21 protein-coding genes are annotated in these 21,807 nt (G+C 61.0%); 7 read left to right on the top strand and 14 right to left on the bottom strand.

Translation table 11 applies throughout. From position 1 onward, the window contains the following. The 11 genes from dnaE to T281_RS01800 all read right to left on the bottom strand — a co-directional run. The coding region (dnaE, locus tag T281_RS01850; RefSeq protein WP_037233256.1) for a DNA polymerase III subunit alpha at positions 1-2,344 on the bottom strand (2,344 nt) is incomplete at its 3' end. 321 nt (positions 2,345-2,665) lie between these two features. Continuing rightward, complete coding sequence (locus T281_RS01845; RefSeq protein ID WP_037233253.1) at positions 2,666-3,370, bottom strand: Crp/Fnr family transcriptional regulator; 705 nt, start codon at positions 3,368-3,370, stop codon at positions 2,666-2,668. A gap of 77 nt (positions 3,371-3,447) precedes the next feature. After that, a complete protein-coding gene (locus tag T281_RS01840; protein WP_037233195.1) occupies positions 3,448-4,311 on the bottom strand; it encodes an SUMF1/EgtB/PvdO family nonheme iron enzyme in 864 nt (287 codons plus the stop codon). Between the two features lie 69 nt (positions 4,312-4,380). Next, positions 4,381-5,526 carry a copper-containing nitrite reductase gene (gene nirK, locus T281_RS01835; RefSeq protein ID WP_037233192.1) on the bottom strand — a complete coding sequence of 382 codons (1,146 nt, stop codon included), beginning with the start codon at positions 5,524-5,526 and terminating at the stop codon, positions 4,381-4,383. 729 nt (positions 5,527-6,255) lie between these two features. Further along, positions 6,256-6,531 (bottom strand): DUF2249 domain-containing protein, encoded by a 276-nt coding sequence (locus tag T281_RS01830; protein ID WP_037233189.1) that lies wholly within the window; start codon positions 6,529-6,531, stop codon positions 6,256-6,258. Between the two features lie 80 nt (positions 6,532-6,611). Next, a complete protein-coding gene (locus T281_RS01825; RefSeq protein WP_037233186.1) occupies positions 6,612-8,507 on the bottom strand; it encodes a nitric oxide reductase activation protein NorD in 1,896 nt (631 codons plus the stop codon). A 12-nt stretch (positions 8,508-8,519) separates the two neighbouring features. Further along, a complete protein-coding gene (locus T281_RS01820; RefSeq protein ID WP_037233183.1) occupies positions 8,520-9,323 on the bottom strand; it encodes a CbbQ/NirQ/NorQ/GpvN family protein in 804 nt (267 codons plus the stop codon). A gap of 75 nt (positions 9,324-9,398) precedes the next feature. Then, positions 9,399-10,745, bottom strand: coding sequence for a cbb3-type cytochrome c oxidase subunit I (locus T281_RS01815; RefSeq protein ID WP_037233181.1), 1,347 nt, complete (start codon positions 10,743-10,745; stop codon positions 9,399-9,401). A gap of 22 nt (positions 10,746-10,767) precedes the next feature. Next, entirely contained in the window at positions 10,768-11,220 is a 453-nt protein-coding gene (locus T281_RS01810; RefSeq protein WP_037233178.1) for a c-type cytochrome, read from the bottom strand. A gap of 155 nt (positions 11,221-11,375) precedes the next feature. Beyond that, positions 11,376-11,630: a cytochrome C oxidase subunit IV family protein gene (locus tag T281_RS01805; protein ID WP_162173089.1), complete on the bottom strand. Its 255-nt coding sequence runs from the start codon at positions 11,628-11,630 to the stop codon at positions 11,376-11,378. A gap of 20 nt (positions 11,631-11,650) precedes the next feature. Continuing rightward, positions 11,651-12,202, bottom strand: coding sequence for a cytochrome c oxidase subunit 3 (locus T281_RS01800; RefSeq protein ID WP_037233250.1), 552 nt, complete (start codon positions 12,200-12,202; stop codon positions 11,651-11,653). 102 nt (positions 12,203-12,304) lie between these two features. Between T281_RS01800 and T281_RS19265 the strand changes: the two genes are divergently transcribed. From T281_RS19265 to T281_RS01770, 7 genes are all read left to right on the top strand, one after another. Next, positions 12,305-12,460, top strand: a complete 156-nt coding sequence (locus tag T281_RS19265; protein ID WP_199502460.1) for a hypothetical protein — start codon at positions 12,305-12,307, stop codon at positions 12,458-12,460. Between the two features lie 228 nt (positions 12,461-12,688). After that, positions 12,689-13,501 (top strand): nitrite transporter NirC, encoded by an 813-nt coding sequence (gene nirC, locus T281_RS01795; RefSeq protein ID WP_037233171.1) that lies wholly within the window; start codon positions 12,689-12,691, stop codon positions 13,499-13,501. Between the two features lie 29 nt (positions 13,502-13,530). After that, positions 13,531-15,291 (top strand): NirA family protein, encoded by a 1,761-nt coding sequence (locus tag T281_RS01790; RefSeq protein WP_037233160.1) that lies wholly within the window; start codon positions 13,531-13,533, stop codon positions 15,289-15,291. 370 nt (positions 15,292-15,661) lie between these two features. Next, positions 15,662-16,582, top strand: a complete 921-nt coding sequence (locus T281_RS01785) for a metal ABC transporter substrate-binding protein (RefSeq protein WP_037233158.1) — start codon at positions 15,662-15,664, stop codon at positions 16,580-16,582. Further along, the gene (locus T281_RS01780) at positions 16,579-17,484 is read left to right on the top strand and encodes a manganese/iron ABC transporter ATP-binding protein (RefSeq protein ID WP_037233155.1); all 906 of its coding nucleotides are present in this window, start codon (positions 16,579-16,581) and stop codon (positions 17,482-17,484) included. Before T281_RS01785 ends, T281_RS01780 begins: the two co-directional genes overlap by 4 nt. Next, positions 17,481-18,341, top strand: a complete 861-nt coding sequence (locus T281_RS01775) for a metal ABC transporter permease (RefSeq protein WP_037233151.1) — start codon at positions 17,481-17,483, stop codon at positions 18,339-18,341. Before T281_RS01780 ends, T281_RS01775 begins: the two co-directional genes overlap by 4 nt. Further along, positions 18,338-19,183: a metal ABC transporter permease gene (locus tag T281_RS01770; protein ID WP_037233148.1), complete on the top strand. Its 846-nt coding sequence runs from the start codon at positions 18,338-18,340 to the stop codon at positions 19,181-19,183. The genes T281_RS01775 and T281_RS01770 overlap by 4 nt, the downstream gene beginning before the upstream one ends. 105 nt (positions 19,184-19,288) lie before the next feature. Here the strand turns inward: T281_RS01770 and T281_RS01765 are convergent, their stop codons facing one another. The 3 genes from T281_RS01765 to T281_RS01755 form a co-directional block, all read right to left on the bottom strand. Next, a complete protein-coding gene (locus tag T281_RS01765; protein ID WP_037233145.1) occupies positions 19,289-19,732 on the bottom strand; it encodes a Fur family transcriptional regulator in 444 nt (147 codons plus the stop codon). Between the two features lie 285 nt (positions 19,733-20,017). Further along, the gene (locus T281_RS01760) at positions 20,018-21,316 is read right to left on the bottom strand and encodes a RuBisCO large subunit C-terminal-like domain-containing protein (protein WP_037233142.1); all 1,299 of its coding nucleotides are present in this window, start codon (positions 21,314-21,316) and stop codon (positions 20,018-20,020) included. Further along, positions 21,313-21,744: a secondary thiamine-phosphate synthase enzyme YjbQ gene (locus T281_RS01755; RefSeq protein WP_037233140.1), complete on the bottom strand. Its 432-nt coding sequence runs from the start codon at positions 21,742-21,744 to the stop codon at positions 21,313-21,315. The genes T281_RS01760 and T281_RS01755 overlap by 4 nt, the downstream gene beginning before the upstream one ends. Positions 21,745-21,807 lie beyond the last annotated feature (63 nt).

Below are 21,807 nucleotides of genomic sequence, written 5' to 3'. Positions count from 1 at the left end.
GCGCGTGGTTGGCCTTCAGATAGGCCGTCTGATAGGCGATCAGCGCATAAGCCGCCGCGTGGCTCTTGTTGAAGCCGTAGCCTGCGAACTTCGCCACAAGCTCGAAGATGTAGCGCGCTCGCGCCTCTGGAATGTCCTTCTCAAGCGCACCCTTTACGAAGCGCGCGCCCTGCGCGTCCATCTCCGCCTTGATCTTCTTGCCCATGGCGCGGCGGAGCAAGTCGGCCTCGCCGAGGCTATAGCCCGACAGCACCTGCGCGAGTTGCATCACCTGTTCCTGATAGATGATGACGCCGTAGGTTTCTTCGAGGATCGGCTTCGCGAGCGGATGCAGATAGTCCGGCACCTCGATGCCGTGCTTGCGGTTGACGTATGTCTCGATGTTGTCCATCGGGCCGGGGCGATACAGCGCCACCATGGCGATGATGTCGCCGAAGCGGTCGGGCTTCAGCTTGCGCAGCGCCTCCCGCATGCCCGTACTTTCGAGCTGGAACACGCCGCCCGTATCGCCCTTCGCCAGCATCTCGTAAGTGGGCCGGTCGTCGAGCGGCAGATGGCCGAGGTCGATGGGCCTGCCTGCCTTTTCGAGCAGCGCGCACGCCTTCTGCAGAACGGTCAGCGTCTTGAGGCCGAGGAAGTCGAACTTCACGAGGCCCGCTTGCTCCACCCACTTCATGTTGAACTGGGTGACGAGCATGTCGGATTTCGGATCGCGGTAGAGCGGCACAAGCTCCACGAGATCGCGGTCGCCGATCACCACACCCGCCGCGTGCGTCGAAGCGTGACGATACAGCCCTTCGAGTTTTTGCGCCGTGTCGAGAAGCTGCGCCACGATCTCCTCGCGGTCGCGCGCCTCCTGAAGCTGCGGCTCGCCCTCGATCGCTTCCGCGAGCGTCACCGGGTTCGCCGGGTTGTTCGGCACAAGCTTGCAGAGCCGGTCCACCTGCCCGTAGGGCATTTGCAGCACGCGGCCCACGTCGCGCAGCACCGCGCGCGCCTGAAGCTTTCCGTAGGTGATGATCTGCGCGACGCGGTTCGAGCCATATTTCGCGCGCACATACTGGATCACCTCGTCGCGGCGATCCTGGCAGAAGTCGATGTCGAAGTCCGGCATCGAGACGCGTTCCGGGTTGAGGAAGCGCTCGAACAGCAGGCCGAAGCGGATCGGGTCGAGGTCGGTGATGGTGAGCGACCACGCGACGACCGAGCCAGCGCCCGAGCCGCGCCCCGGTCCCACCGGAATGCCTTGCCCCTTCGCCCATTTGATGAAGTCTGACACGATCAGGAAGTATCCGGGGAACTTCATGCGCGTGATGACGTCGAGTTCGAATTCGAGGCGCTTGAAATATTCGTCTTTGCTGGCGGCGTGAAAATGAGCCGGAATCGTTGCGAGCCTGTGTTCCAGTCCAGCGATAGCCTGCCGACGAAGCTCCGCCGCTTCAGCCTCGTGCGTGTCCTCGCTGCCGGCCACGAATTGCGGCAGGATCGGCTTGCGCGGGCGCGGGCGGAACGCGCAGCGTTGCGCGATCTCGATCGTGTTCGCAACCGCCTCGGGCAAATCCGCGAACAGCTTCACCATGTCGGCTTGCGGCTTCAGCCAATGATCGGGCGAGAGGCGGCGGCGGTCGTCCTCCGCGACGTAGCGGCCCTCGGCGATGCAGAGCAGCGCGTCATGCGCCTCGAAGACGGCGCGCTTCGGGAAATACGCTTCGTTGGTGGCGACGAGCGGCACGCCATTGTCGTAGGCCCAACGCAGAAGCTGCGGCTCCACCGCGCGCTCGCGGGGAAGCCCGTGGCGCTGGATTTCGACATAAAAGCGGTCGCCGAATGCCTCCGCCAGCGTGGCGAGGCGCGCTTCTGCTACGGCGGCGTTTCCAGCGGCGAAGGCGCGATCCGCCGGGCCGTCTGGACCGCCCGACAGTGCGATCAGGCCGCCCGCGTGCTCCACCAGAAACTCGACCTCGACATGCGGGTTCGAGCCATCGCCCGAATCGAGAAACGCCCGGCTCGACAACCGCATCAGGTTGCCATATCCCTCCGCGTCCTTCGCCAGCAGCACGATCGTTCCCGAATGCGCGTCGGGCCGCTGGCCCGGCCGCGGCGTCTCGTCGGCGGGCGCGGGAAACGCAAGCGTCAGGGCGCAGCCGATGATCGGTTGGATGCCCTCGCCCGACAGATATTCGGAGAATTCGAGCGCGCCGAACAGATTGTTGCGGTCGGTGATGGCGAGCGCGGGCTGGCCATCGGCGGCGGCGGCCTTGATGAGCGCCTTGACCGGCAGCGCGCCTTCGAGCAGCGAATAAGCGGAATGGACGTGGAGGTGGATGAAGCCCGGTTTCGTCATAGCCTCGCCCTCCTTCCCGCTCCTGCGCGACCGCTCCGCGCTCAATCATTCGGAGCGGGACTGTACCCGCGCACGGTGCGAGTCGAAATAGAAATGAAGCGGGTGGGGAAAAGCTGTGAACGGCCCGCGCAGGCGATACCGCGCGCCGCCTTCGCTGGTCGAGCGCGCAAGAGCGGGCATTCTGTTGGCTGGCGTTTCGACAAACTTATCGCTCACCGGCTTTCGACAAGTATCCGCAACACCGCGGCCCTTTACGAGGATAGATCTCTCTTGCTTTCACAGGACGGCGGCCAAATCGAATTCGACTTAACACAGGCTGATCTAATCCGTTTCCCTTCGGGTGCTATCGGCAAGTGCGGCAAGTCCAACGACATCTAACACAAGGAGCTTTTGCCGTCCGCCCTCGACCAGCCCCTTCGCCTCCCACGCGCTGAAAATGCGTGAGACGGTATGGAGCGTCGTGCCGGTCATTTCGGCAATATCCTGCCTCGATATCGGGAAATTGATGCGGATCCCACGTTTCTCATGCAGCCCGGCTTTGTCCACGAGGCGCAAGACCGTATGCGCGACGCGGCGCTCGACTTCTTCCGTGGACATTTCGCGTATTCGAGTGTGCGCCTCCTCCAGCCGTTGGCCGACGGTCTGCATCGCGCTAACCGCTAGGCTGGGAATGTGTTCGACGAAGCTTGGCCAGAGGTCGGATGGCCATGCGAGCATGACGCTGTCGGCGGCTGCGACAGCGGTTCCCGGGTAATCGGATCGCTGCAAGGCTATCGCGAAGCCGAAAAGGTCTCCCGGGTGCACGACTCGCACGATGATCTGTTGCCCATCGGACGTCACCTGCATCACCTTAAGGTGCCCATGCAAGAGGAGATAGAAGCTGCGCGCCGGTTGTCCTTGCTTAAAAACCTGGCTTCCCTGGGGGGCTCGCCGCGACACTGCATGTGCGAGAAGCCGATCGAGTTGATCGTCGGCCATCTTGTCGAAGAGTGGCACATGTCTCACCAACGATCGGTCGACTTTCAAGGGCACTGCTCCGCGCTCGTGACATTTGAGCCCTCAACGCAGGGACGGCGTGGACTCTTGCCTGGCGATTACCGAGCCTACAATGACAGGCGACGAATGGCAAAAAGGAACGGAGAATACCAGCGGTCGTCGCGAACGAGGCGGAAGCCGACGTTATCGGGCGGCGCTCCGACAGAGCAGCCGCCGTTTTTTGGCTCGCGTACGAAGGAGCTCAAGGGCGAGCGATGCTTGCCTGTAGCGATATAGATTCCGCAGGAAGCGTCCTGATCGACCGCGTTGCCGACCGCGTCGAGATTGATGCGGCGCAGACAGGTCGTTGTCCATTCCCATATGTTGCCGCCGAAATCGACTAGCCCGTTCTCGTTCTCGCCAAACGTCCCGAAAGGCTGCGGACTGGGATTGCGGGTTGCCTTGCGCACAGCTTCGCGCTCGTATTCGGCGAGCCATCGCAACGCCGGATTTCGGCTGTCCGATGGAAGCTCCAGGGCATCGTCGGGATAGCGCGACCCCGCTGCGTAGGCGAGTTCCTCGTCGGAAGGCAGACGCCATTCGACGCCCGTCTTTCGCGAAAGCCAAGCGGCGTACACAACGGCATCGTCGTAGCTGACACCAGTCGCGGGCAGTTTCGGCCCCCGAGCCGCTTTCGGATCGCGCGGCGTGCAGGCGCTATCGGCAGCGCATTTGTCGTAATCGGCGGCGCTCACCTGATATTTCATGATTTCGATAGCGCCCCCGCGCCGATCGACTTTCGGCGCGTCAACGGCATAACCGTTCCGGAAATACTCGGCGCTTTCCCGGTAAGTAAAAGTTCCGGCGCGAATGGTCACGGTGTCCGGCGCGGTTACTTCTGCTGCGCGGGTCGTTATATTCACGCCCGAGATGCCGAGCATAAGGGCGAGCGTAAGCGCGGGCAGATAAGCGAAACCTCGATAAGCGGACATGAGATTATCCTCAAGGCATCGGGCGGTCGGGATGCGGCGGGGCTGATGGCCGCCGCATCGGCAGGAGACTCAGAATGCCGACGGCGACAGCACCGACGTCATCAGGTCGTCGTTCCAATCGCCGGTGACCTTGAAATGCCCTGCGGCCCCAAGCTCGAAGGACTCGATGAGATTGTGATTCAGGTAAGCGTAGATGCCAGGCTGGCGGAATGTGTAGTAAGCCACGCCCGCCGTTCCGCCTGGAATGAACCAGGTTTCCTGATCGACCTCTGGCGGGTTGGCGAATTTTCCGGTGGCCCAAACATAGTCGCCGTGACCTCCGATGAGATGCGGACGCGTATCGCGGTTCGCCTGAGAGTGGACGATGAGCACCCGGTCGCCGACCTTGGCGGTCAGCGCATTAGCGCCCGTCAGCGCGCCCACCGAGCCGTTAAAGACGACGTGGCTCGGCGTGAGTGTACGCATCACCGCGAGCACCTCGGGGTAGGACGAACCGAGGTCTTCGTATTTCTTGAAGTTCCCTTTTTCGTCCTTCGGCACGTAAAAATCCTGCTCGCCGACATAATAAATCTTGTCATAAACGAGCGCGCGACCCTTGTCGTCCTTGAGGCCGTCACGAGGCAGAACCAGCATCGCGCCATTCATGCCGGAAGTAACATGCCACGGCACCATGCCGGGAGGCGCGCAATGATAAACGAACGCTCCGGCCTTCGTCGCCTTGAAGCGAAGGATCGTTTTCTCTCCCGGACCGACAATGGTCAGCGCACCTCCACCGAGCGCACCCGTGGACGAGTGGAAGTCAATGTTATGCGAAAGCGTGTTGGTCGGAGGATTGATGAGCGTGAGCTCGACATAATCCCCCTCGTGGACAACCATCAGCGGCCCGGGCACCGAGCCGTTGAACATCATCGCGTAGACTTCCGTGCCCTGATCGTCGATGACGATCTTCTTTTCCTGGATAGTCAGCGTAAATTCCACGACCTTGGGACCGCCCTCGGCCTTCTGGGTGTGCGCATGCACGAAAGGCGGCTTGACGAGTTCGACCTTAACGCGCGGCAACTTGCCGATATTTGCGGCTGTGGCTGCCGCGTTGGTTTTGATATCGCCACCCTCGGCATACGCGCCAAGCGGCGGCGTAACGAATGGCGCGATCGCGCCCGCGAAAGCCGCGCAGGCCAGTATGGTGCGGCGGTTGATTTGAAACGGCTCTGTCATTTTAAAGCTCCCGAAGCGAAGCGCTAGCGAACGAGCTTATTAAAAGCTGTTTTCAGTTTCGGTGATTGATGGAGAGCAAATAACTTTTTGAGAACCGTTGCCAACGCAGGTTTCTCGACGAAACGACCTTGCGAAAAAGCGTATGCTCGCGCCCTCGCGCTAAAAGTCGTGCTCGCGCTCGCGGCTCATCTCCGCTCGCCGCCGACGCGGATGAGCATCCGGTAGGGCCGTGGGATCTTTGTCGGGATTGGCCGACTCATAAATGTCCGCGCCGTTCGAGTTTGCAGTCGCTGGCTCTCCGGCCCCGGCGACTGGTCAATGCCTAAGGTTTGCGCCGTCTTTCGCGAAAACAGCGGGACCGCTTTCGCGCGCTTCATGGACGAAGCCGTGGCCTCCCATAACGCTAAAGACGAATTTGGGCCGGAAAGTCTTCAGAAGGCGCAAATCTTCGTCGGGCTTCAACGAAAGAACGCCTCCTGATGATCCTGAACGGTTCGCCACCCGCCATGAGAATGGGACGAACGTCGAGAGTCTTGCCGGAAAGGTCATCAACGTCTCCAACGGGATTCGGCGGCGAGCGCGGCGGATTTGAAATCGGGCTCGCTGTTCAGGCGAGTTAGGCCCCATTTCAAATCCATCGGCCACGCTCAAGCGCCGGAACCGCTGCGCCAGTTCGCAGTCTCACTGAAGGATCGCTGGCGTTGTCCGCGCAAAACTCCCGGCGCGTTCTCAGAGGCCGCCGCAAACGCCGCAGCATCTCCCATCGCGACGTTCGATCTCAAGCCGCCAGACGTTCGGACCATTCTCCAGATAGGCGCACTTGAACACGCCCGGATAGTTCATTTCGAGTTGATATTGCAGGGGAACTGGATCGTGATCGGCTGTGACTTCCATGCTTTCGCCGGACCCGAGGCTTTCCAGCATGCCGAAAACGCGCTGATGGCGCTCGAAATGCGGGATGACACGGACGTCGATCGAACGCTTGCTTGTGACGGCTTCTGTCATGGTCGCTCGTTTCCTTTTTTCGGACCTCTGTTTGCACGCGCGGGTGGCCCGGTCCGGCTGGCCGCCGCGTAAGGTTTTCGTCAGCCCGTGAGGCCGCGATAGATCGCTGGCAGGACAGCAGGCAGGCGGCTCACGTGAGGCACGGCCGCGTAGCCGTTCTGGCCGAAAATGGCTGGCACGTAAGATTTGGCGTCTCGGTCGATGGTGACCGCGAAGACCCGCACGCCGCGACGGCTCGCCTCCATAACGGCGCGGCGCGTGTCTTCCAGCGCGAAGCGGCCTTCGTAGTGATCGACGTCGTTCGGTTTGCCGTCAGTCAAGACGAGAAGCAGGCGCCGCCGGTTCGGTTGGTCGCCGAGTTTCGCCGTCGCGTGGCGGATCGCGGGGCCTATACGCGTGTAGAAGCCGGGCTTCAGTCCCTCGATGCGCCGCCGGATCGCGCCGCTCATCGGCTCGCGGAAATCCTTGACTGTCTCGACGCGCACCCAGTTGCGGCGGCGCGAAGTAAAAGTGAGGATCGAGTGGTTGTCTCCGCAGGCGGCAAGCCCTTCCGCAAGCACGGCGACCGCCTCTTTCTCGACGTCGAGCACGCGCAAATTGTCGAACCACGCGTCGGTCGAAAGCGAAACGTCGACGAGCAGCGTCACGGCAAAATCGTGCGTCAGCGGGCGATGCATTCGATAAATGCGGTCAGTCGCATCGCCGCTGGCACTGAGATCACCATGGCGGCGCACGAGCGCGTCGAGATCGAGTTCCGCGCCGTCGATCTGGCCGCACAGCCATTCGCGTTTCGGGCGCAGCACCTCAAACTGGCGGCGCACGCGACGGATCAGGCGGCGCGTCTCGTCGCTTTCCTGCGGGGTGCCCTCGGCCTCGGGCGCGGGCGAGACCAAAACGCGGCAATAATCTTTCAGGTAAGTGCCGCTGCGATAATCCCATTCGGGGTAAGTCAGATCGGCGGTCAGGCGCGAGCGGTCGAGCGCTTCCGGCGGCAGGTCGAGGTCGAAGCGGAAGCGCGACGAAGGCCGTCCCTTGCGCTCGCCGAGCGTTATTTCATCGAGATCGTCTGCGGCGGAGGCGTCGTCATCGTCGCTGTCGTCGGCGGGCCGGTTCACATTGACCATCTCCGCCATCGCGAGGATTTTCTCAAAGCGATTGAGAATGAAGGGGCTGCGCTCGTTTTTTTTCGTGTCGGTCTTTTCGCGCACGGCAGTATGGCGGCCCGCTGGAGCATCACCACACGCGCCCCCCGAGGCGGGTTCGTCTGCCGTATGTCGGCTATCGGCTTCACCCCGGAGAAGCGCCTCTGGCCAGAGCGGAACCGGAAGCATCGGCAAATAACCCGGCGGAGCCGAGACGGGAAGCTTGAACTGCCGACTCAACGGCGGCAGACCCGCGCCCTCGCGCAGAAGATTGATGACGCGATCCTCGATCATCTGCTCGGCGCGGGGCAGTTTGCCTCGCTTGCGCACAGCGAGCAGTGCCGCGCATAAACGGCGGCAGCGCGGCTCCATGCCGGGAAAGGCCTCAATAACAGCGGCACCAAGGTCCGCGCCGCGCTGCAGTCGTTCGAGATCGCGCCGCAGCGGATCGGATTCCACGACAGGATCGCAGCGCATCGTTGCCATAGCCGCCGCAAGCCAGAGATAAAGGTCGCGGTTGAGCGCCTGATCGGGGAGGAGATCGATGACGGGCGGCAACATCAATACCTGCTCATCGCGGGCGGGGTGAACAAGCTTTTCCTCGCCGAGGCCGAGCCTTTGCCGCATCCGCAGGCGATGGCCCGATGTGCGCTCGCGCGCGCCGACCAGTTGCACCGTCGCATCGCCGCCGAAGCCGCGAAAGCACACCGCCAGCATGGACTGCATGTCTTCGAGCTTCACCGCCGCCGCCTCGAAGCGCGGCCAGGTGCGCGTGTTCCCGGCGAACGAATGCCAGAAGCGGCCGACAGTCTCTTCGAGTTCGAGCAATTGCATGGGCGCGCCTCTTTAGCGAAGGATCGAGCCAGAAAGCTCGATGAGCGCGGCGCGCACGTCTGGTTCGTCAGTCAGCGGCTCGATCATGGCTGCCCGCACGGCCTCCGGTACCGGAAGCCCTGCTTCGATAAGGCTCGCGCAGTAGATGACGAGGCGCGTGGAAACGCCCTCTTCGAGATCGACGCCCTTCAGCATGCGCAGCCTCCGCGCCAGATCGACGAGCGGTGCGACCTTCGCCGCATCGAGGCGGCTTTCGGATGCGACCACCGCGATCTCGCGGTCGCGGGGCAGAAAATCGAATTCGATGGCGACGAAGCGCTGGCGCGTCGAAGGCTTCAACGTCTTGAGAAGGTTCTGATAGCCGGGGTTATAGGACACGATGAGCATGAACGACGAGGGCGCGGCCAATTCCTCGCCTGTACGTTCGAGCGGCAGCATCCTGCGGTCGTCGGTCAGCGGATGCAGGACCACGGCCACATCCTTGCGCGCCTCCACCACTTCGTCGAGATAGCAGATACCGCCCTCGCGCACGGCGCTTGTCAAAGGCCCGTCAACCCAGACCGTATCCCCACCCTTAAGAAGGTAGCGCCCGGTCAGGTCCGAAGCCGTCAGGTCGTCGTGGCAGGACACCGTCGTCAAGGGAAGACCGAGCCGAGCCGCCATATGCGCCACGAAGCGTGTCTTTCCACAGCCGGTAGGGCCTTTCAGGAGAAGCGGAAGCCGGCGCATCCACGCGGTTTCGAAAAGCGCGCATTCGTTGCCGGTCGGCGAATAGGCCGGGACGACGGCATCGGGGGTTTTGAAGATCATTGTCATCGGGCTGTCCTGATTGCGGAAGCTCGCAATTTCGGCGGGCGGGGCGATCGCTTCGGGTCTCCCCGCCCGCGATAATCACTCGGCGGGCACGGCTACGCCGGTGAACTGAGGCGCGCGGTTCCTGCCCGGTAGGAGGATCGACCAGACGAACATCAGGGCGGCGATGAGAACGAAGACGCCCGAGCCGAGGCGGACCCAGTAGAAGACCGCCACCTGATCTTGCACTTCCATATAGCTCTGGCCGAGCACGCGCTGGAGATGCACCTGGATGATGCCCGCGAAGGTCAGCGCGAAGGTCATGACCGACATCGCCGTGCACATAATCCAGAAGCTTGCGATCGACAGCCACTGGTTATAAGGCGCGCGACCTCTGATCTCAGGCATCGCGTAAGTCATCATCGCAAGGTTCAGCATCACGTAGGCGCCGAAGAAGGCAAGATGACCGTGCGCAGCCGTAACCTGCGTGCCGTGGGTGTAGTAGTTCACCGAGGACAGCGTATGCAGGAACCCCCACACGCCCGCGCCGAAGAAAGCCATGACGGAGCAGCCGATAGACCACAGTAGCGCCGCGCGGTTCGGATGTTTGCGACCCGCCTTCCAGGTCATGACGAAGGTGAAGAGGACCATCGTGAAGAACGGCGCGACTTCAAGCGCCGAGAAGAGCGACCCGATCCACTGCCAGTAGCCGGGCGCGCCGATCCAGTAGAAGTGGTGCCCGGTGCCGAGGATGCCGGAGAACAGTGCAAGGCCGACGATGACATAGAGCCACTTTTCGACGACCTCGCGGTCGATGCCGTTCAGTTTGATCATGAGGAACGCGAGGACTGACGCCATGATCAGTTCCCACACGCCTTCGACCCACAGATGCACGACATACCACCAATACATCTTGTCGAGCGCCAGGTTTGAGGGGTTGTAGAACGCAAAGAGGAAGAAGATAGCGACACCCCACAGACCGAAAATCAGGATGTTTGTGATAACCGTCTTCCGACCCTTCAGCGTCGTCATGGTGACGTTGTAGAGAAACATCAGGCAGACGATCACGATGCCAACCTTGATCGCGAAAGGCTGTTCGAGAAATTCGCGCCCCTCGTGGATGCGGAACATATAGCCGACGACCGCCACCGCCGCCGCGACGAGGAAAACCCAGAACTGGGCGATCGCCAGCTTAGGGCTGTGAAGCTCGTTCTCTGTTTCCTCCGGCAAGAGGTAGTAGGTCGCGCCCATGAAGCCCATGAGCAGCCAGACAATCAGCGCGTTGGTATGGATCATCCTGACGAGGTTGAAGGGCAAAGTTTCGGAGAACGTGTTGGGAAAGACATAGATCGTGCCCGCAAGTACGCCGAAGGCGACCTGGGCGAGGAACAGGCCGAGAGCGCCGTAGAAATAAAGCGCCGCGATCTTCTGTGTCTGATATTTCATCGTAAATTCTCCCTTCGCCTCCCTAGCCCGCATCCTTCGGCGGCCAGTTCTGGGTCTTGATCGTGCTCGTCCACTCAAGGAAATCCGCGAGATTCCTGATTTCCTGGTCGGTCAGGTGGAACTGCGGCATCTGCCTGCGCCCTTCGACGCCCGATGGCTGCGCGGCCATCCATGAGCGCAGCATTTCACGGGCGGTGTCTGGATCAGTATCGCCACCCCATCGCCTCCAGACATTGCCCAGTTCGGGCGCAAAATAGGCTCCCTCCCCAAGCAGCGTGTGGCAGTTAATGCAGGCATTGCGCTCCCAGATATGCTTGCCGCGGGCGACGCTATCCGTAAGTTTTGCTTCGTTCGTGGACGTCGTTTTGATGTAGTAGTGGCTATGCGCCGTCAATCCCACGAATATGACAAAGAAGAAAATGGAGCCGCCGTAGAAGACATTGCGGGCACCAGTCTTGGTAAGGCGTTCTGCCATCCATCGTCCCTTTCGATTGCCGGACCGATATGCGAATCCGGCCCGATCACTTCGCGGAGGTGTGGCGACGTCTTCGCCAGCTTTCCGGGTGAAACTGGTTTTAGCGAGGGGGCTGAAGGCTTCTTTGCGTTTCTGCAAACAAAACCGCGTTTGGTTCAAGTGAACGCGGGGAGAATCAGCGAACGCGCGAGCGCCATGGTCAGCAGAAGCCCGGCCCAGAGAAACAGCGTGAAGGACAGGACGCCCGGCCGGTCGCGCATTGCCATGAAATCGAGCACTAGAAGTCGCGCCTTCAAGAATGCAAGAACGAGCACCGACGCGATGGCGCCCGGGATGTTCGCGGCGAAGGTTGCAACTGCCGCGCCGCAGATGGCGAGGGCTATCAGGGCGAAGAATGTGCGAAAGAGCATTTCGCGTCGGGGCGTGGGGTTCATGCCAGATAGATGATAGGAAACATAACGAGCCAGATGAGATCGATCGCGTGCCACAGCGTGGTCATCAGATGGATGTTGTCTTGCGAAGGTCGCCATGCGATCAGCAGCAGAATAAATGCGCCGAACAAAACATGGAGCAGGTGGAAGCCGGTGATGAGGAAATAAAGCTCAAATAAAGCCAACGCGACTTCGGTTCCAGTGAAGCCGATTTCGCCCGAATACTCGACAATCTTCACGCCCACGAAGGCGACTCCCAACAGCGCCGCGCAGATGAGCGGCCTCCGGGCGAGAAGTGGCGTGGTCCGGCGCCTGGCGGCGAGTGCAGCCTGCCAGCCGCTGCTCAACAGGATCACGGTATTCAGCGCTGCGAAACCGGAGCTCAGATGCTGCCGCGCCGCAGCGAACGCCTCGGGCCGAAGAAGCGACATCACCATGAATCCCGTCAGAAGCGCGCCAAAAATGGCAAGCTCGCTCCAGACGAGGATCCAGAGCAGCAACTCCCCCTCTTCTTTCTCCGCTTCGCGCAAAGTGTCGTCGATCAATGACATGCATATCGAATAGCGTGCGCCCATGTTGCGCTCTTTGCGTCGGCGCAAAGAAGAAGCCGACGTTGCGCCGCACAATGAACAGCGTCGGAAGGAGTGATCTTCATGAGCGAAGCGCAGATCGGGCTTCTCGTCGTCACGCTGATTATTAGCGGCTTCGCAATGGCGCTTTTTCACATGGGCGTGCTGCAAAGCGGTGGTGCGCGGCTGGCGATATGCGCCTCCGTTGCCATCGCCGCTGCTTTGTTTCTAACGCAATAGCGCGCATGCCAAAAAAACGGCACGCCAGTTGCCGGTGGAGCGAATTGACATTTTGCGTCCTCATCGCCGCGAACTCTCGCTCAGACATTGGCATAAAAAGCTCTAATAAAATCATAGAGTTGGTCATGACCTTTGTGATTCCGCCATTTGCTCACAAGGTGCCGCAGAGGAAGCAAATGTCGGAATCGGACCGAGGTTGCGCGATGCCAATGAACGAGAAAAGATCGCATGTACTCAAAGTCGCTGGACACATTTGCGTATCTCGCCGCAAGCAAGGCTCAGATGTTGCGCTCGAACCCCGTCGGCTTCTTGCTCTCGTCAGCTATGGCGGGCGCATACGTCGGTATGGGAATCCTCCTGATCTTCACCATCGGCCAGAACATCGATCCTTCGGTGCGCAGCCTCGCGATGGGGACATCTTTCGGCATCGCGCTGACGCTTGTCGTCTTTGCCGGATCCGAGCTTTTCACCGGCCACACCATGATCATGACCATCGGGCTCCTGCACGGAAAGGTCGGCCTCAGCAGTCTCGCGGCCTCCTGGTTCTGCACGTGGATCGGCAATCTCATAGGTTCCGTGCTCCTCGCGCTGCTTTTCTATTCGGGTGGCGGCGGCCAAATCCTGAAGGAAGGCGCTGATCTCATTTTCAAGGTGAGTGCCTACAAGATGAATTCGCCCGCAACAGAACTGGTGGCGCGCGGGATCCTCTGTAATTGGCTCGTCTGTCTCGCACTCTGGACCAGCGCACGCGCCACGAGCGATGCGGCCAGGTGCATTCTGATCTTCTGGTGCCTGTTCGCCTTCATCGCCTGCGGTTTCGAGCATAGCGTAGCGAATATGACGATCTTCTCCGTGGCGCTCCTCGGCAATTATCCCGCCACCGTGAGCCTTTCAGGCATGGCGCACAACCTCGCATGGGTAACGCTAGGCAACGCTGTTTCCGGCGCACTTTTCATGGGTGTCGCGTATTGGCTCGTCAACGGTGGCGCAAAAACCATCAAGGTTCCCTCGCCTGGGTCCTCGACCATCCCAGCCGAATAGCTCCTCGTTCGAAAACGGAAATAACGACCATGACCGCAGATTTCACAATGGACGGGAAACAGTCCCTTGATGCTGACGTCACTGGACCTGCGCTCGCGGAGCAGGTAACCAAAAATCCGGCCGCGGCCAGCAAGGTGGAGCCACAAGGGCCCGATGCAGCGATGATCGCCGCGCAGAACCGCGTGCTCGCGAGCGGCGGCAAACTCACTCCCCAGGAGAAGTGGAAGCGGGAAGAACATCCCCTGGACGCCTACAACAAGCTCAAGGATCAAGTGAGCCGCAACGAGTTTCCCACGGCTCCGGACAATTTCCGCTGGCGTTACTATGGTCTGTTCTACGTCGCCCAGAAGCAAAATGCCTATATGTGCCGCCTGCGCATCCCGAACGGCATCCTCGACCATTGGCAGATGGCTAGGCTTGCTGATATCGCCGACCGTTTCGGCGGCGGCTATTCGCATGTCACGTCACGCGCCAACCTCCAGATACGCGAGATTGAGGCAAAAGATGCGATTGCCACGATCGAGGCGATTCAGGATTGCGGGCTGTGCTCTCGCGGAGCGGGAGCGGACAACATACGCAATGTGACGGGGTCCGCTACGGCAGGGATCGATCCCAAGGAATTGATCGACACGCGCCCCTATGCGCGCGAGTGGCACTTCAAGATCCTCAACAATCGCGCGCTTTACGGACTGCCGCGGAAATTCAACGTCGCCTTCGACGGCGCGGGATCGATCCCGACGCTTGAGGATACGAACGACATCGGCTTCCAGGCGGTCCGCGTCCGCGGTGGTTCCGCCGTGGAGTCGGGTATCTGGTTCCGGCTCACGCTTGGCGGCATAACCGGCCACAAGGACTTCGCTCGCGATACGGGCGTGATCGTGAAGCCCGGCGATGCGGCATCCGTCGCAGAAGCCGTCGTGCGAGTCTTTATCGACCACGGCGATCGCTCCAGCCGCTCGAGGGCGAGGCTCAAATACCTGATCGATGCCTGGGGCTTCGACAAATTCCTTGAGGCCATCGAAGATAAGCTCGGTGCCAAGCTCGTCAGAACTCCGATGGATGCCCTTGATCCGCAGCCCGCCTTCGACCGGCTAGCTCACATCGGCGTTCACGCGCAGAAGCAACGCGGCCTCTGCTGGATCGGCGTCTTGCTCCCCCTCGGCAAGCTCACTTCGGCTCAGATGCGCGGCATCGCGCGCATTGCTCGCGAAATGGGCGATGGGGACATCCGTCTTACAGTTTGGCAGAACCTTCTCATTTCTGGCGTACCTGAGGCAAAGACGGCGGAGGTAGAGGTGGCCATCGAAGCCATCGGCCTCAGGACGCGCGCGACCGCGATCCGCGCCGGGCTTGTGACTTGTACGGGAAGCACAGGCTGCCGCTTTGCCGCGACTGATACCAAGGAGCACGCGGAAGCCATCGCCGCATGGACCGAGACGCGCGTGATCATGGACACGCCCATCAACATTCATATCACCGGCTGCCGTAATTCATGCGCCCAGCACTACATTGGGGACATCGGCCTGGTCGGCGTGCGCGTGGCCCTTTCGGACGAAGGAGATACCGTGGAGGCATACCACCTCTTCGCAGGCGGCGCTTTCGGTCCGGACGCCTGCATCGGTCGCGAAATTGTCAAGAACGTGATACCCAAAGACTTGCCGCGCGTGATCGAGCAGCTGCTTAGGCACTATCTTGCCAATCGGGAAAACGCGTCGGAAACGTTCGCCGCCTTCACGCGCCGCGCCGACCTCGCGCTCCTTCAGGCAGCGGCACGGATCGATATGGACTGACAGATACGCTGCCAGAATCGCGCGCCGGCTGCGCGTAGCTTTTTGGATGATTATCTGGCCGCCTGGAGCGTAGCTGACCTATCAAAAGCGATGAAAGGCGGATCGATCCCGCGCTGACGAGACGCTCACGGACGCGCTTGCGGCTGTTTTCGCTATTGGAATCGCAACAACAATGGATCGCAATGTGGCGACGGTCGGGACGCCGGCGAGGAGTCTGGATTTTTCTCTCCGGCTTTTTATTGCAATTCACTCGCAATTGCATATATTATAAATAACCTTCTCGCGACGCGTTCGGTCTGTTTCGTGGCGAGGGATGCATCAGCGAACAAACGTTTATTGCAATTAGGTCTTAATAGCTGAGGAGGGATTCATGCATCGTCGCGTATCAGTGGCTCTTTCGGCAGGAATGATGGCGGCGGCCTTCGCAGCCCTGTTGACAGTCATGCCGGCCGCGGCACAGGACAAGTTCAAGGCGGTGACCACATTCACCGTCATCGCCGATATGGCAAGGAACGTGGCTGGCGATGCGGCAATCGTGGAGTCGATCACCAAACCGGGCGCCGAGATACACAACTATCAGCCGACGCCTGGGGACATTCAGAAGGCGCAGGGCGCCAAACTCATCCTCTCGAACGGCCTCAACCTCGAACTCTGGTTCAAGAAGTTCTATCAGCACCTTAAGGGCGTACCGGAGGTCGTTACCTCCGATGGCGTCGTGCCGATGGGGATCGCCGAAGGCCCATATGCCGATAAGCCGAACCCGCACGCATGGATGTCGCCCAAAAACGCTTTGGTCTATGTCGACAATATTCGGGATGCGTTCGTTAAATACGATCCTCGGAACGCCGAGACCTACAAGGCTAACGCTGACGCTTACAAAGCGAAGATCGAAGCGGCTATCGCGCCGATCCGCGAGAAGCTCGACACCATCCCTGCGGACAAGCGTTGGCTCGTTTCAAGCGAAGGAGCCTTCTCCTATCTCGCGCGCGATTTCGGGATGAAGGAGCTTTACCTCTGGCCGATCAACGCCGACCAGCAGGGCACGCCGCAGCAGGTGCGCAAGGTGATCGACGCCGTTCGCAAGAACAGGATCCCCGCCATTTTCAGCGAAAGCACAGTTTCCGACAAGCCGGCCCGGCAGGTGGCGCGCGAGACGGGAACGCATTACGGCGCCGTGCTTTATGTCGACTCGCTCAGTGAAACAGATGGGCCGGTTCCCAATTATATCGAGCTTCTGCGCGTGACGACGAACACCCTGGTGAAGGGACTTTCGGAAGGACTGACGCAGTGAATGCGCCAATTAGGACACTCGCCTGCCCTACATCTTTCGACGCGGGGTCTGGCATCGCGGTGAGGGGAGCAACGGTCACCTACCGCAACGGTCACACAGCGCTTTGGGATGCCAGCTTCGAGATACCCAAGGGTACGATTTCGGCGCTTGTCGGGGTCAACGGCTCGGGCAAATCGACGCTGTTCAAGGCAATCATGGGGTTCGTTCGCCTTGCCAGGGGCGATATTCGCGTGCTTGGCAAGACGGTGCCGGAGGCTTTGCGCAAGAACCTTATAGCCTACGTGCCGCAAGCCGAAGAAGTCGACTGGAACTTTCCCGTGCTCGTCGAAGACGTTGTCATGATGGGACGCTATGGACGCATGGGGATAATGCGTATCCCGAGCGCGGACGACCGTGAAGCCGTATCGGCCGCGCTTGAGCGCGTCGCCATGAGCGACTTTCGCAAACGACAGATCGGCGAATTGTCCGGCGGCCAGAGAAAACGGGTGTTTCTCGCCCGAGCACTTGCCCAGGATGGCCAGGTCATCCTGCTCGACGAACCGTTCACGGGCGTCGACGTCACCACCGAAGACCAGATCATTGCGTTGCTCCGCGAACTGCGCAACGAGGGGCGCGTTATGCTGGTTTCGACCCATAATCTCGGCTCGGTGCCGGAATTCTGCGACCGCACTATCCTGATCAAGGGCACGGTGCTGGCCTACGGTCCGACCGTCGAGACCTTCACGCGTGAAAATCTGGAACGGACATTCGGCGGCGTGCTTCGGCATTTCGTGTTGAGACCTGAGATGGATGGCGACCGCGCCTCGGTCGGCGTCTTCTCCGACGACGAGCGTCCGCTGATCATGCGGGGCGGCAAGGCGACCGGACGCGAACCCGATTCAGGCTGCGGAGGCAAGATGTGACCGCAACGCTTCTAGAACCGTTCGCTTACGAATACATGCTGAACGCGATGTGGGTTTCCGCGCTCGTCGGCGGTGTTTGCGCGTTCCTGTCCTGCTATCTCATGCTGAAAGGCTGGTCGCTGATTGGCGACGCGCTCTCGCATTCGATCGTGCCCGGCGTCGCAGGCGCCTACATGCTGGGCCTGCCCTTTTCCGTCGGCGCGTTCTTCGCGGGCGGCCTTGCGGCGGCGGCCATGCTCTTCCTGAACGAGCGCACGAAGCTTCGGGAAGATGCCATCATCGGCCTGATCTTCTCTTCCTTTTTCGCGCTCGGCCTGTTCATGGTTTCGCTGTCGCCAACTTCGGTGAACATCCAGACCATTGTGCTCGGCAATATTCTTGCCATTACACCGGAAGACATATGGCAACTCGCCATCATTGGCTTCGTGTCGCTCGCCATCCTCTTCGTCAAATGGAAAGACCTGATGGTGACCTTCTTCGACGAGGGCCACGCCCGTTCGATCGGCCTTGATACGACCGCGCTCAAGATCCTGTTCTTCGCGCTGCTTTCGGCCTGCACGGTAGCAGCTCTGCAAACGGTTGGGGCGTTCCTCGTCATCTGCATGGTGGTGACGCCAGGCGCGACGGCGTATCTTCTGACGGATCGCTTCCCGCGCCTGCTCGCAATCGCAGTCGCCATCGGCGCGACGACGAGTTTCGTCGGCGCTTACGCGAGTTATTTCCTCGATGGCGCGACAGGTGGCATCATCGTCGTGCTTCAGACGACGATCTTCCTCGTCGCATTCTTCCTTGCGCCGAAACATGGGATGCTGGCTTCGCGCAGGCGCGCGGCAGAAGCGGTGGAGGCGACGCGATGAGCACGGTCGGCACGCTTCTTTCGCCGTTCCAGTTCGATTTCATGGTCAACGCCATGGTCGTATCGGTCGTGGTGGCGATCCCGATGGCTCTCCTGTCCCCGCTCGTTGTTCTCAAGGGCTGGTCGTTGATGGGAGACGCGATCAGTCATGCGGTGTTTCCCGGCGTCGTCATCGCCTACATCGTCGGCATCCCATATGCAGTGGGTGCCTTCATCGCAGGCATGTTCTGCGCCGTTGCATCCGGCTTCCTGAAGGACAACAGCCGCATAAAACAGGACACAGTGATGGGCGTCGTGTTTTCCGGCATGTTCGGCTTCGGGCTGGTTCTTTACATCAAGATCCAGTCGGACGTGCACCTCGACCACATCCTGTTCGGCGACATGATGGGCGTCACCTGGCGGGACATTGGCGAATCCGCGATAATCGCCGGCGTCACGGCAGGTATAATCGGCCTCAAATGGAGGGACTTCCTGTTGCACGCTTTCGATCCGGCCCAAGCCCGCGCGGTGGGGCTTCGGGTCGGTCTGTTGCATTACGGGTTGCTCGCCCTGATCTCGCTCACGATTGTCGGCGCGCTCCAGGCGGTCGGTCTTGTCCTTGCCATCGCCATGCTGATTGCACCCGGAGCTATCGCGTTTCTTCTCACGCGGCGGTTCCACGCGATGCTGCTTCTCTCGGTTGCAATCGCAATTGCTGGCAGCCTGATCGGCGTCTACCTGTCGTTTTTCATCGACAGCGCTCCTGCGCCAACGATCGTTCTCTTTCTGGCCGCCGTGTTCATTGCCGCGCTCGTTTATACGACGAGCAAGCCTGCATTGAAGGGGGCTGGCGAAGCGTCTTGACGTGCCCCCTGACGCAGCGCACGCTGTGGGACTTGCAAAGGAAGCGCCTATCGTTTCCAGCGCTATTCGAACGACCGGCCAATGTCTGCCAATTTCGCCTGTGCGCTACCCTCCGCCGGCTTTCCCGCGTCTTTTCGCGATTCGCTCGCTTTCGAGCGGCCTGACATAGATATCCAGCCTGTGACTGACGATAGCGAACCCGTGCGCGCGCGCAATCTCCTCCTGAAGGCGTTCGATCTCGTCGGATCGGAACTCGACGATGTCGCCATTCTCCACGTTTATGAAGTGATCGTGATGCTGATGATCGGCGCTCTCGAAACGAGCCGGTCCATCGGCGAAGGTATGCTTCTCAAGCACACCTTTTTCTTCCAGGAGATGCAGGGTCCGATAGACCGTCGCGATAGCGATGCTGGGATCGATTTTCGTCACGCGGCGGAAAAGCTCCACGGCATCGGGATGGTCCCGCGATTCTGCCAGAACCTGCATGATGATCCGTCGAGGTCCTGTCAATCGCAGGCCGTGCTCCTTGCAGAGCGAAATTATATCCATCCGGCGGCACGTTTCATTCGATTTGCTGCGGCATTCCGAGGCGGAGGTCTGTGCGACCTTTGGGGCGTTTGGTGGCCGACCAGCGCGTTTTATCTCTCGATCACAATTACCCCAATTGCGTCTCAATTGCAAAACGCCGCGCAAGGATCCTGTCCGAGCGCGAAGGATGAGCGCCAAGCGCGTCAAGCGGGGTGTCGCTTCGAGCTATACCGGCCTTTCGCCGTTCTTCCGAGTCTTCTCGTGGCATTCGATCACAGCTTGCATCAACAAGTTAAGGAGGCTCAGCTACTTCCCACCGAAAGCCGCAAGCGCCGCCTTCAACTCCGCCTGCTCGCGCGCCGCATCCGCCACGGGCACGCCCGCCGCAATCGCATCCCAAGCCTGACGCAGGCTAGCGGCCCCGCCCCTTGGCCCCATCGGGTGGCCGAACACGCCGCGCCCCGGTACGAAGCCGAAATCCACGGTGCCGAGCTTGCGATACACGCCTTCGAGCGTCGCCGCGCTGTCGCTGCCGCCGGGCACGGGAAGCGCGGGCTTGATCGATCCCATCGGTTCGAGGCAGGCCGCCACGCAGTCGAGCACCTCGCTTTCGGGCATCATCATGCGCGCGCCGAAACCCGGCATGATGACCACGTCGAAGCCCGCGAGCCGTTGCAAGCGCGTGAAGACGCGGCTGTGCACGCCGTATTGCGGCAGGCGCGCGAAGGCGGCGATGAACGGGAAATGCGCGATCAACGGCACGCGCGCGTGTTTGCGCAGCATTCGGACGCCGGAGAGGCCGACCGGCAGCGCGTTCACGAGCAGCGTGTTCGCCCCGCGCGCAACGGCGAGGTCGTGAAGCTCAATGAGCCGGTCCACCTCGTCGGTGATGTTGGCGAGATACATCTTCGGCACGCCGGTTTCGCGCTCGGCCTTTTCGCGCGCGGCACCCAACAGCGCCGCCCGGTCAGCCAGCGGACACCAATCGACATCGGCCAGCATCTCGTCGTCTTTCGCGATGTCGAGGCCGCCAAGCCATGCCTGATAGGCGAGTTCCGCGAATGGCTCGGGCGGCAGCCCAATGTTCGGTTTGATGACGCCGAAGAAGATCGGCCGCCCGAACGCATGCAATTTCTCGCGAAGCCCGGCGATGCCGAATTGCGGCCCCTGAAACGCCGCGAGATAGCCCGCCGGAAAGCGGATGTCTTCGAGCCGAATCAGCGGAATGCTAGGCGAGAAGAACACGCCCTCGCCGAGCACGGCGGAGATGAGGTTCGGGATCTTCGGCCCGAAATTTCCATGCGGGTGCGCGATGGTGGCGCGGCAGGCGTAAACGTCGCCCTTCGGCGCATGCTCGATCCGGATGGAGAAGCCACTGGGGCGCGGCGTCGCGTCCAGCTCCAGCACCTTCGCGGCGAAGCGCGGGCGGAAGTCCTCGTCCACGCCGACGCGCCGCCATTGGGCCGTCGATTGCTCGGAGCACAGATGTGCCGCCGCCTCGCGCGGGTCCCCCGCACATTCGAAGGTGAAGTCGAGTTCGATATAGGCTTCCGCGTCAAGCTCGCCGCGACGCGCGTAAAACGCCTGAATGTCGTCCGGCGTCACGCCGCATCTCCCATGAATTGCAGGTGGATCGTGCGCTTCTCGCGCGGGCCGTCGAGTTCGATGAAGAAGATCGACTGCCACTGACCGAAGACAAGCGCGCCGTCGGCCACAGGCACCGTCTCCGTCTCTGTCATGAACAAGCCAAGCAGGTGCGAATGCGCGTTGTCGCGGCCGTCGACAGCGACATCGTTGTGGCGGTAGTTGCCGTCGCGCGCCACGAACCGCTTGAGGAACGTAATCATGTCGAGCTGAAGCTGCGGTTCGCTCTCGTTCACGTTCACGCGCGCGGTCGTGTGCAGCGAGGTGATCGAGACGAGGCCGCTCCTTGCGCCGATGGCCGCGACCCATTTGCGGATCTCGTCGGTGATGTCGATAAACTCGATCGGGTCGATCGTTGAAAGTTCGATCCGGTGCGTCAGGATTTTCATGAAGCCTCGCGGGACGGGTGCGCACGGATGTTAGCCCGCGCGCACGTGCGAGGCAACGTTACG

Origin of the sequence: Rhodomicrobium udaipurense JA643 (assembly GCF_000636015.1) — a bacterium.
GTDB classification, from domain to species: Bacteria; Pseudomonadota; Alphaproteobacteria; order Rhizobiales; family Rhodomicrobiaceae; genus Rhodomicrobium; species Rhodomicrobium udaipurense.
The sequence above is the reverse complement of the archived record's forward strand: the minus strand, read 5'-3'. Positions and strand labels throughout refer to the sequence as shown.

Excerpts from the sequence above, each read along its gene's own strand:
- T281_RS01820 (WP_037233183.1), bottom strand. The coding sequence starts at position 9,323 with ATGACAATGATCTTCAAAACCCCCGATGCCGTCGTCCCGGCCTATTCG.
- T281_RS01800 (WP_037233250.1), bottom strand. The coding sequence starts at position 12,202 with ATGTCATTGATCGACGACACTTTGCGCGAAGCGGAGAAAGAAGAGGGG.
- T281_RS01755 (WP_037233140.1), bottom strand. The coding sequence starts at position 21,744 with ATGAAAATCCTGACGCACCGGATCGAACTTTCAACGATCGACCCGATC.
- T281_RS01770 (WP_037233148.1), top strand. The coding sequence starts at position 18,338 with ATGAGCACGGTCGGCACGCTTCTTTCGCCGTTCCAGTTCGATTTCATG.
- T281_RS01815 (WP_037233181.1), bottom strand. The coding sequence starts at position 10,745 with ATGAAATATCAGACACAGAAGATCGCGGCGCTTTATTTCTACGGCGCT.
- T281_RS01765 (WP_037233145.1), bottom strand. The coding sequence starts at position 19,732 with ATGGATATAATTTCGCTCTGCAAGGAGCACGGCCTGCGATTGACAGGA.
- T281_RS01785 (WP_037233158.1), top strand. The coding sequence starts at position 15,662 with ATGCATCGTCGCGTATCAGTGGCTCTTTCGGCAGGAATGATGGCGGCG.
- T281_RS01790 (WP_037233160.1), top strand. The coding sequence starts at position 13,531 with ATGACCGCAGATTTCACAATGGACGGGAAACAGTCCCTTGATGCTGAC.
- T281_RS01810 (WP_037233178.1), bottom strand. The coding sequence starts at position 11,220 with ATGGCAGAACGCCTTACCAAGACTGGTGCCCGCAATGTCTTCTACGGC.
- T281_RS01805 (WP_162173089.1), bottom strand. The coding sequence starts at position 11,630 with ATGCTCTTTCGCACATTCTTCGCCCTGATAGCCCTCGCCATCTGCGGC.
- T281_RS19265 (WP_199502460.1), top strand. The coding sequence starts at position 12,305 with ATGAGCGAAGCGCAGATCGGGCTTCTCGTCGTCACGCTGATTATTAGC.
- T281_RS01825 (WP_037233186.1), bottom strand. The coding sequence starts at position 8,507 with ATGCAATTGCTCGAACTCGAAGAGACTGTCGGCCGCTTCTGGCATTCG.
- T281_RS01830 (WP_037233189.1), bottom strand. The coding sequence starts at position 6,531 with ATGACAGAAGCCGTCACAAGCAAGCGTTCGATCGACGTCCGTGTCATC.
- nirK (WP_037233192.1), bottom strand. The coding sequence starts at position 5,526 with ATGACAGAGCCGTTTCAAATCAACCGCCGCACCATACTGGCCTGCGCG.
- nirC (WP_037233171.1), top strand. The coding sequence starts at position 12,689 with ATGTACTCAAAGTCGCTGGACACATTTGCGTATCTCGCCGCAAGCAAG.
- T281_RS01840 (WP_037233195.1), bottom strand. The coding sequence starts at position 4,311 with ATGTCCGCTTATCGAGGTTTCGCTTATCTGCCCGCGCTTACGCTCGCC.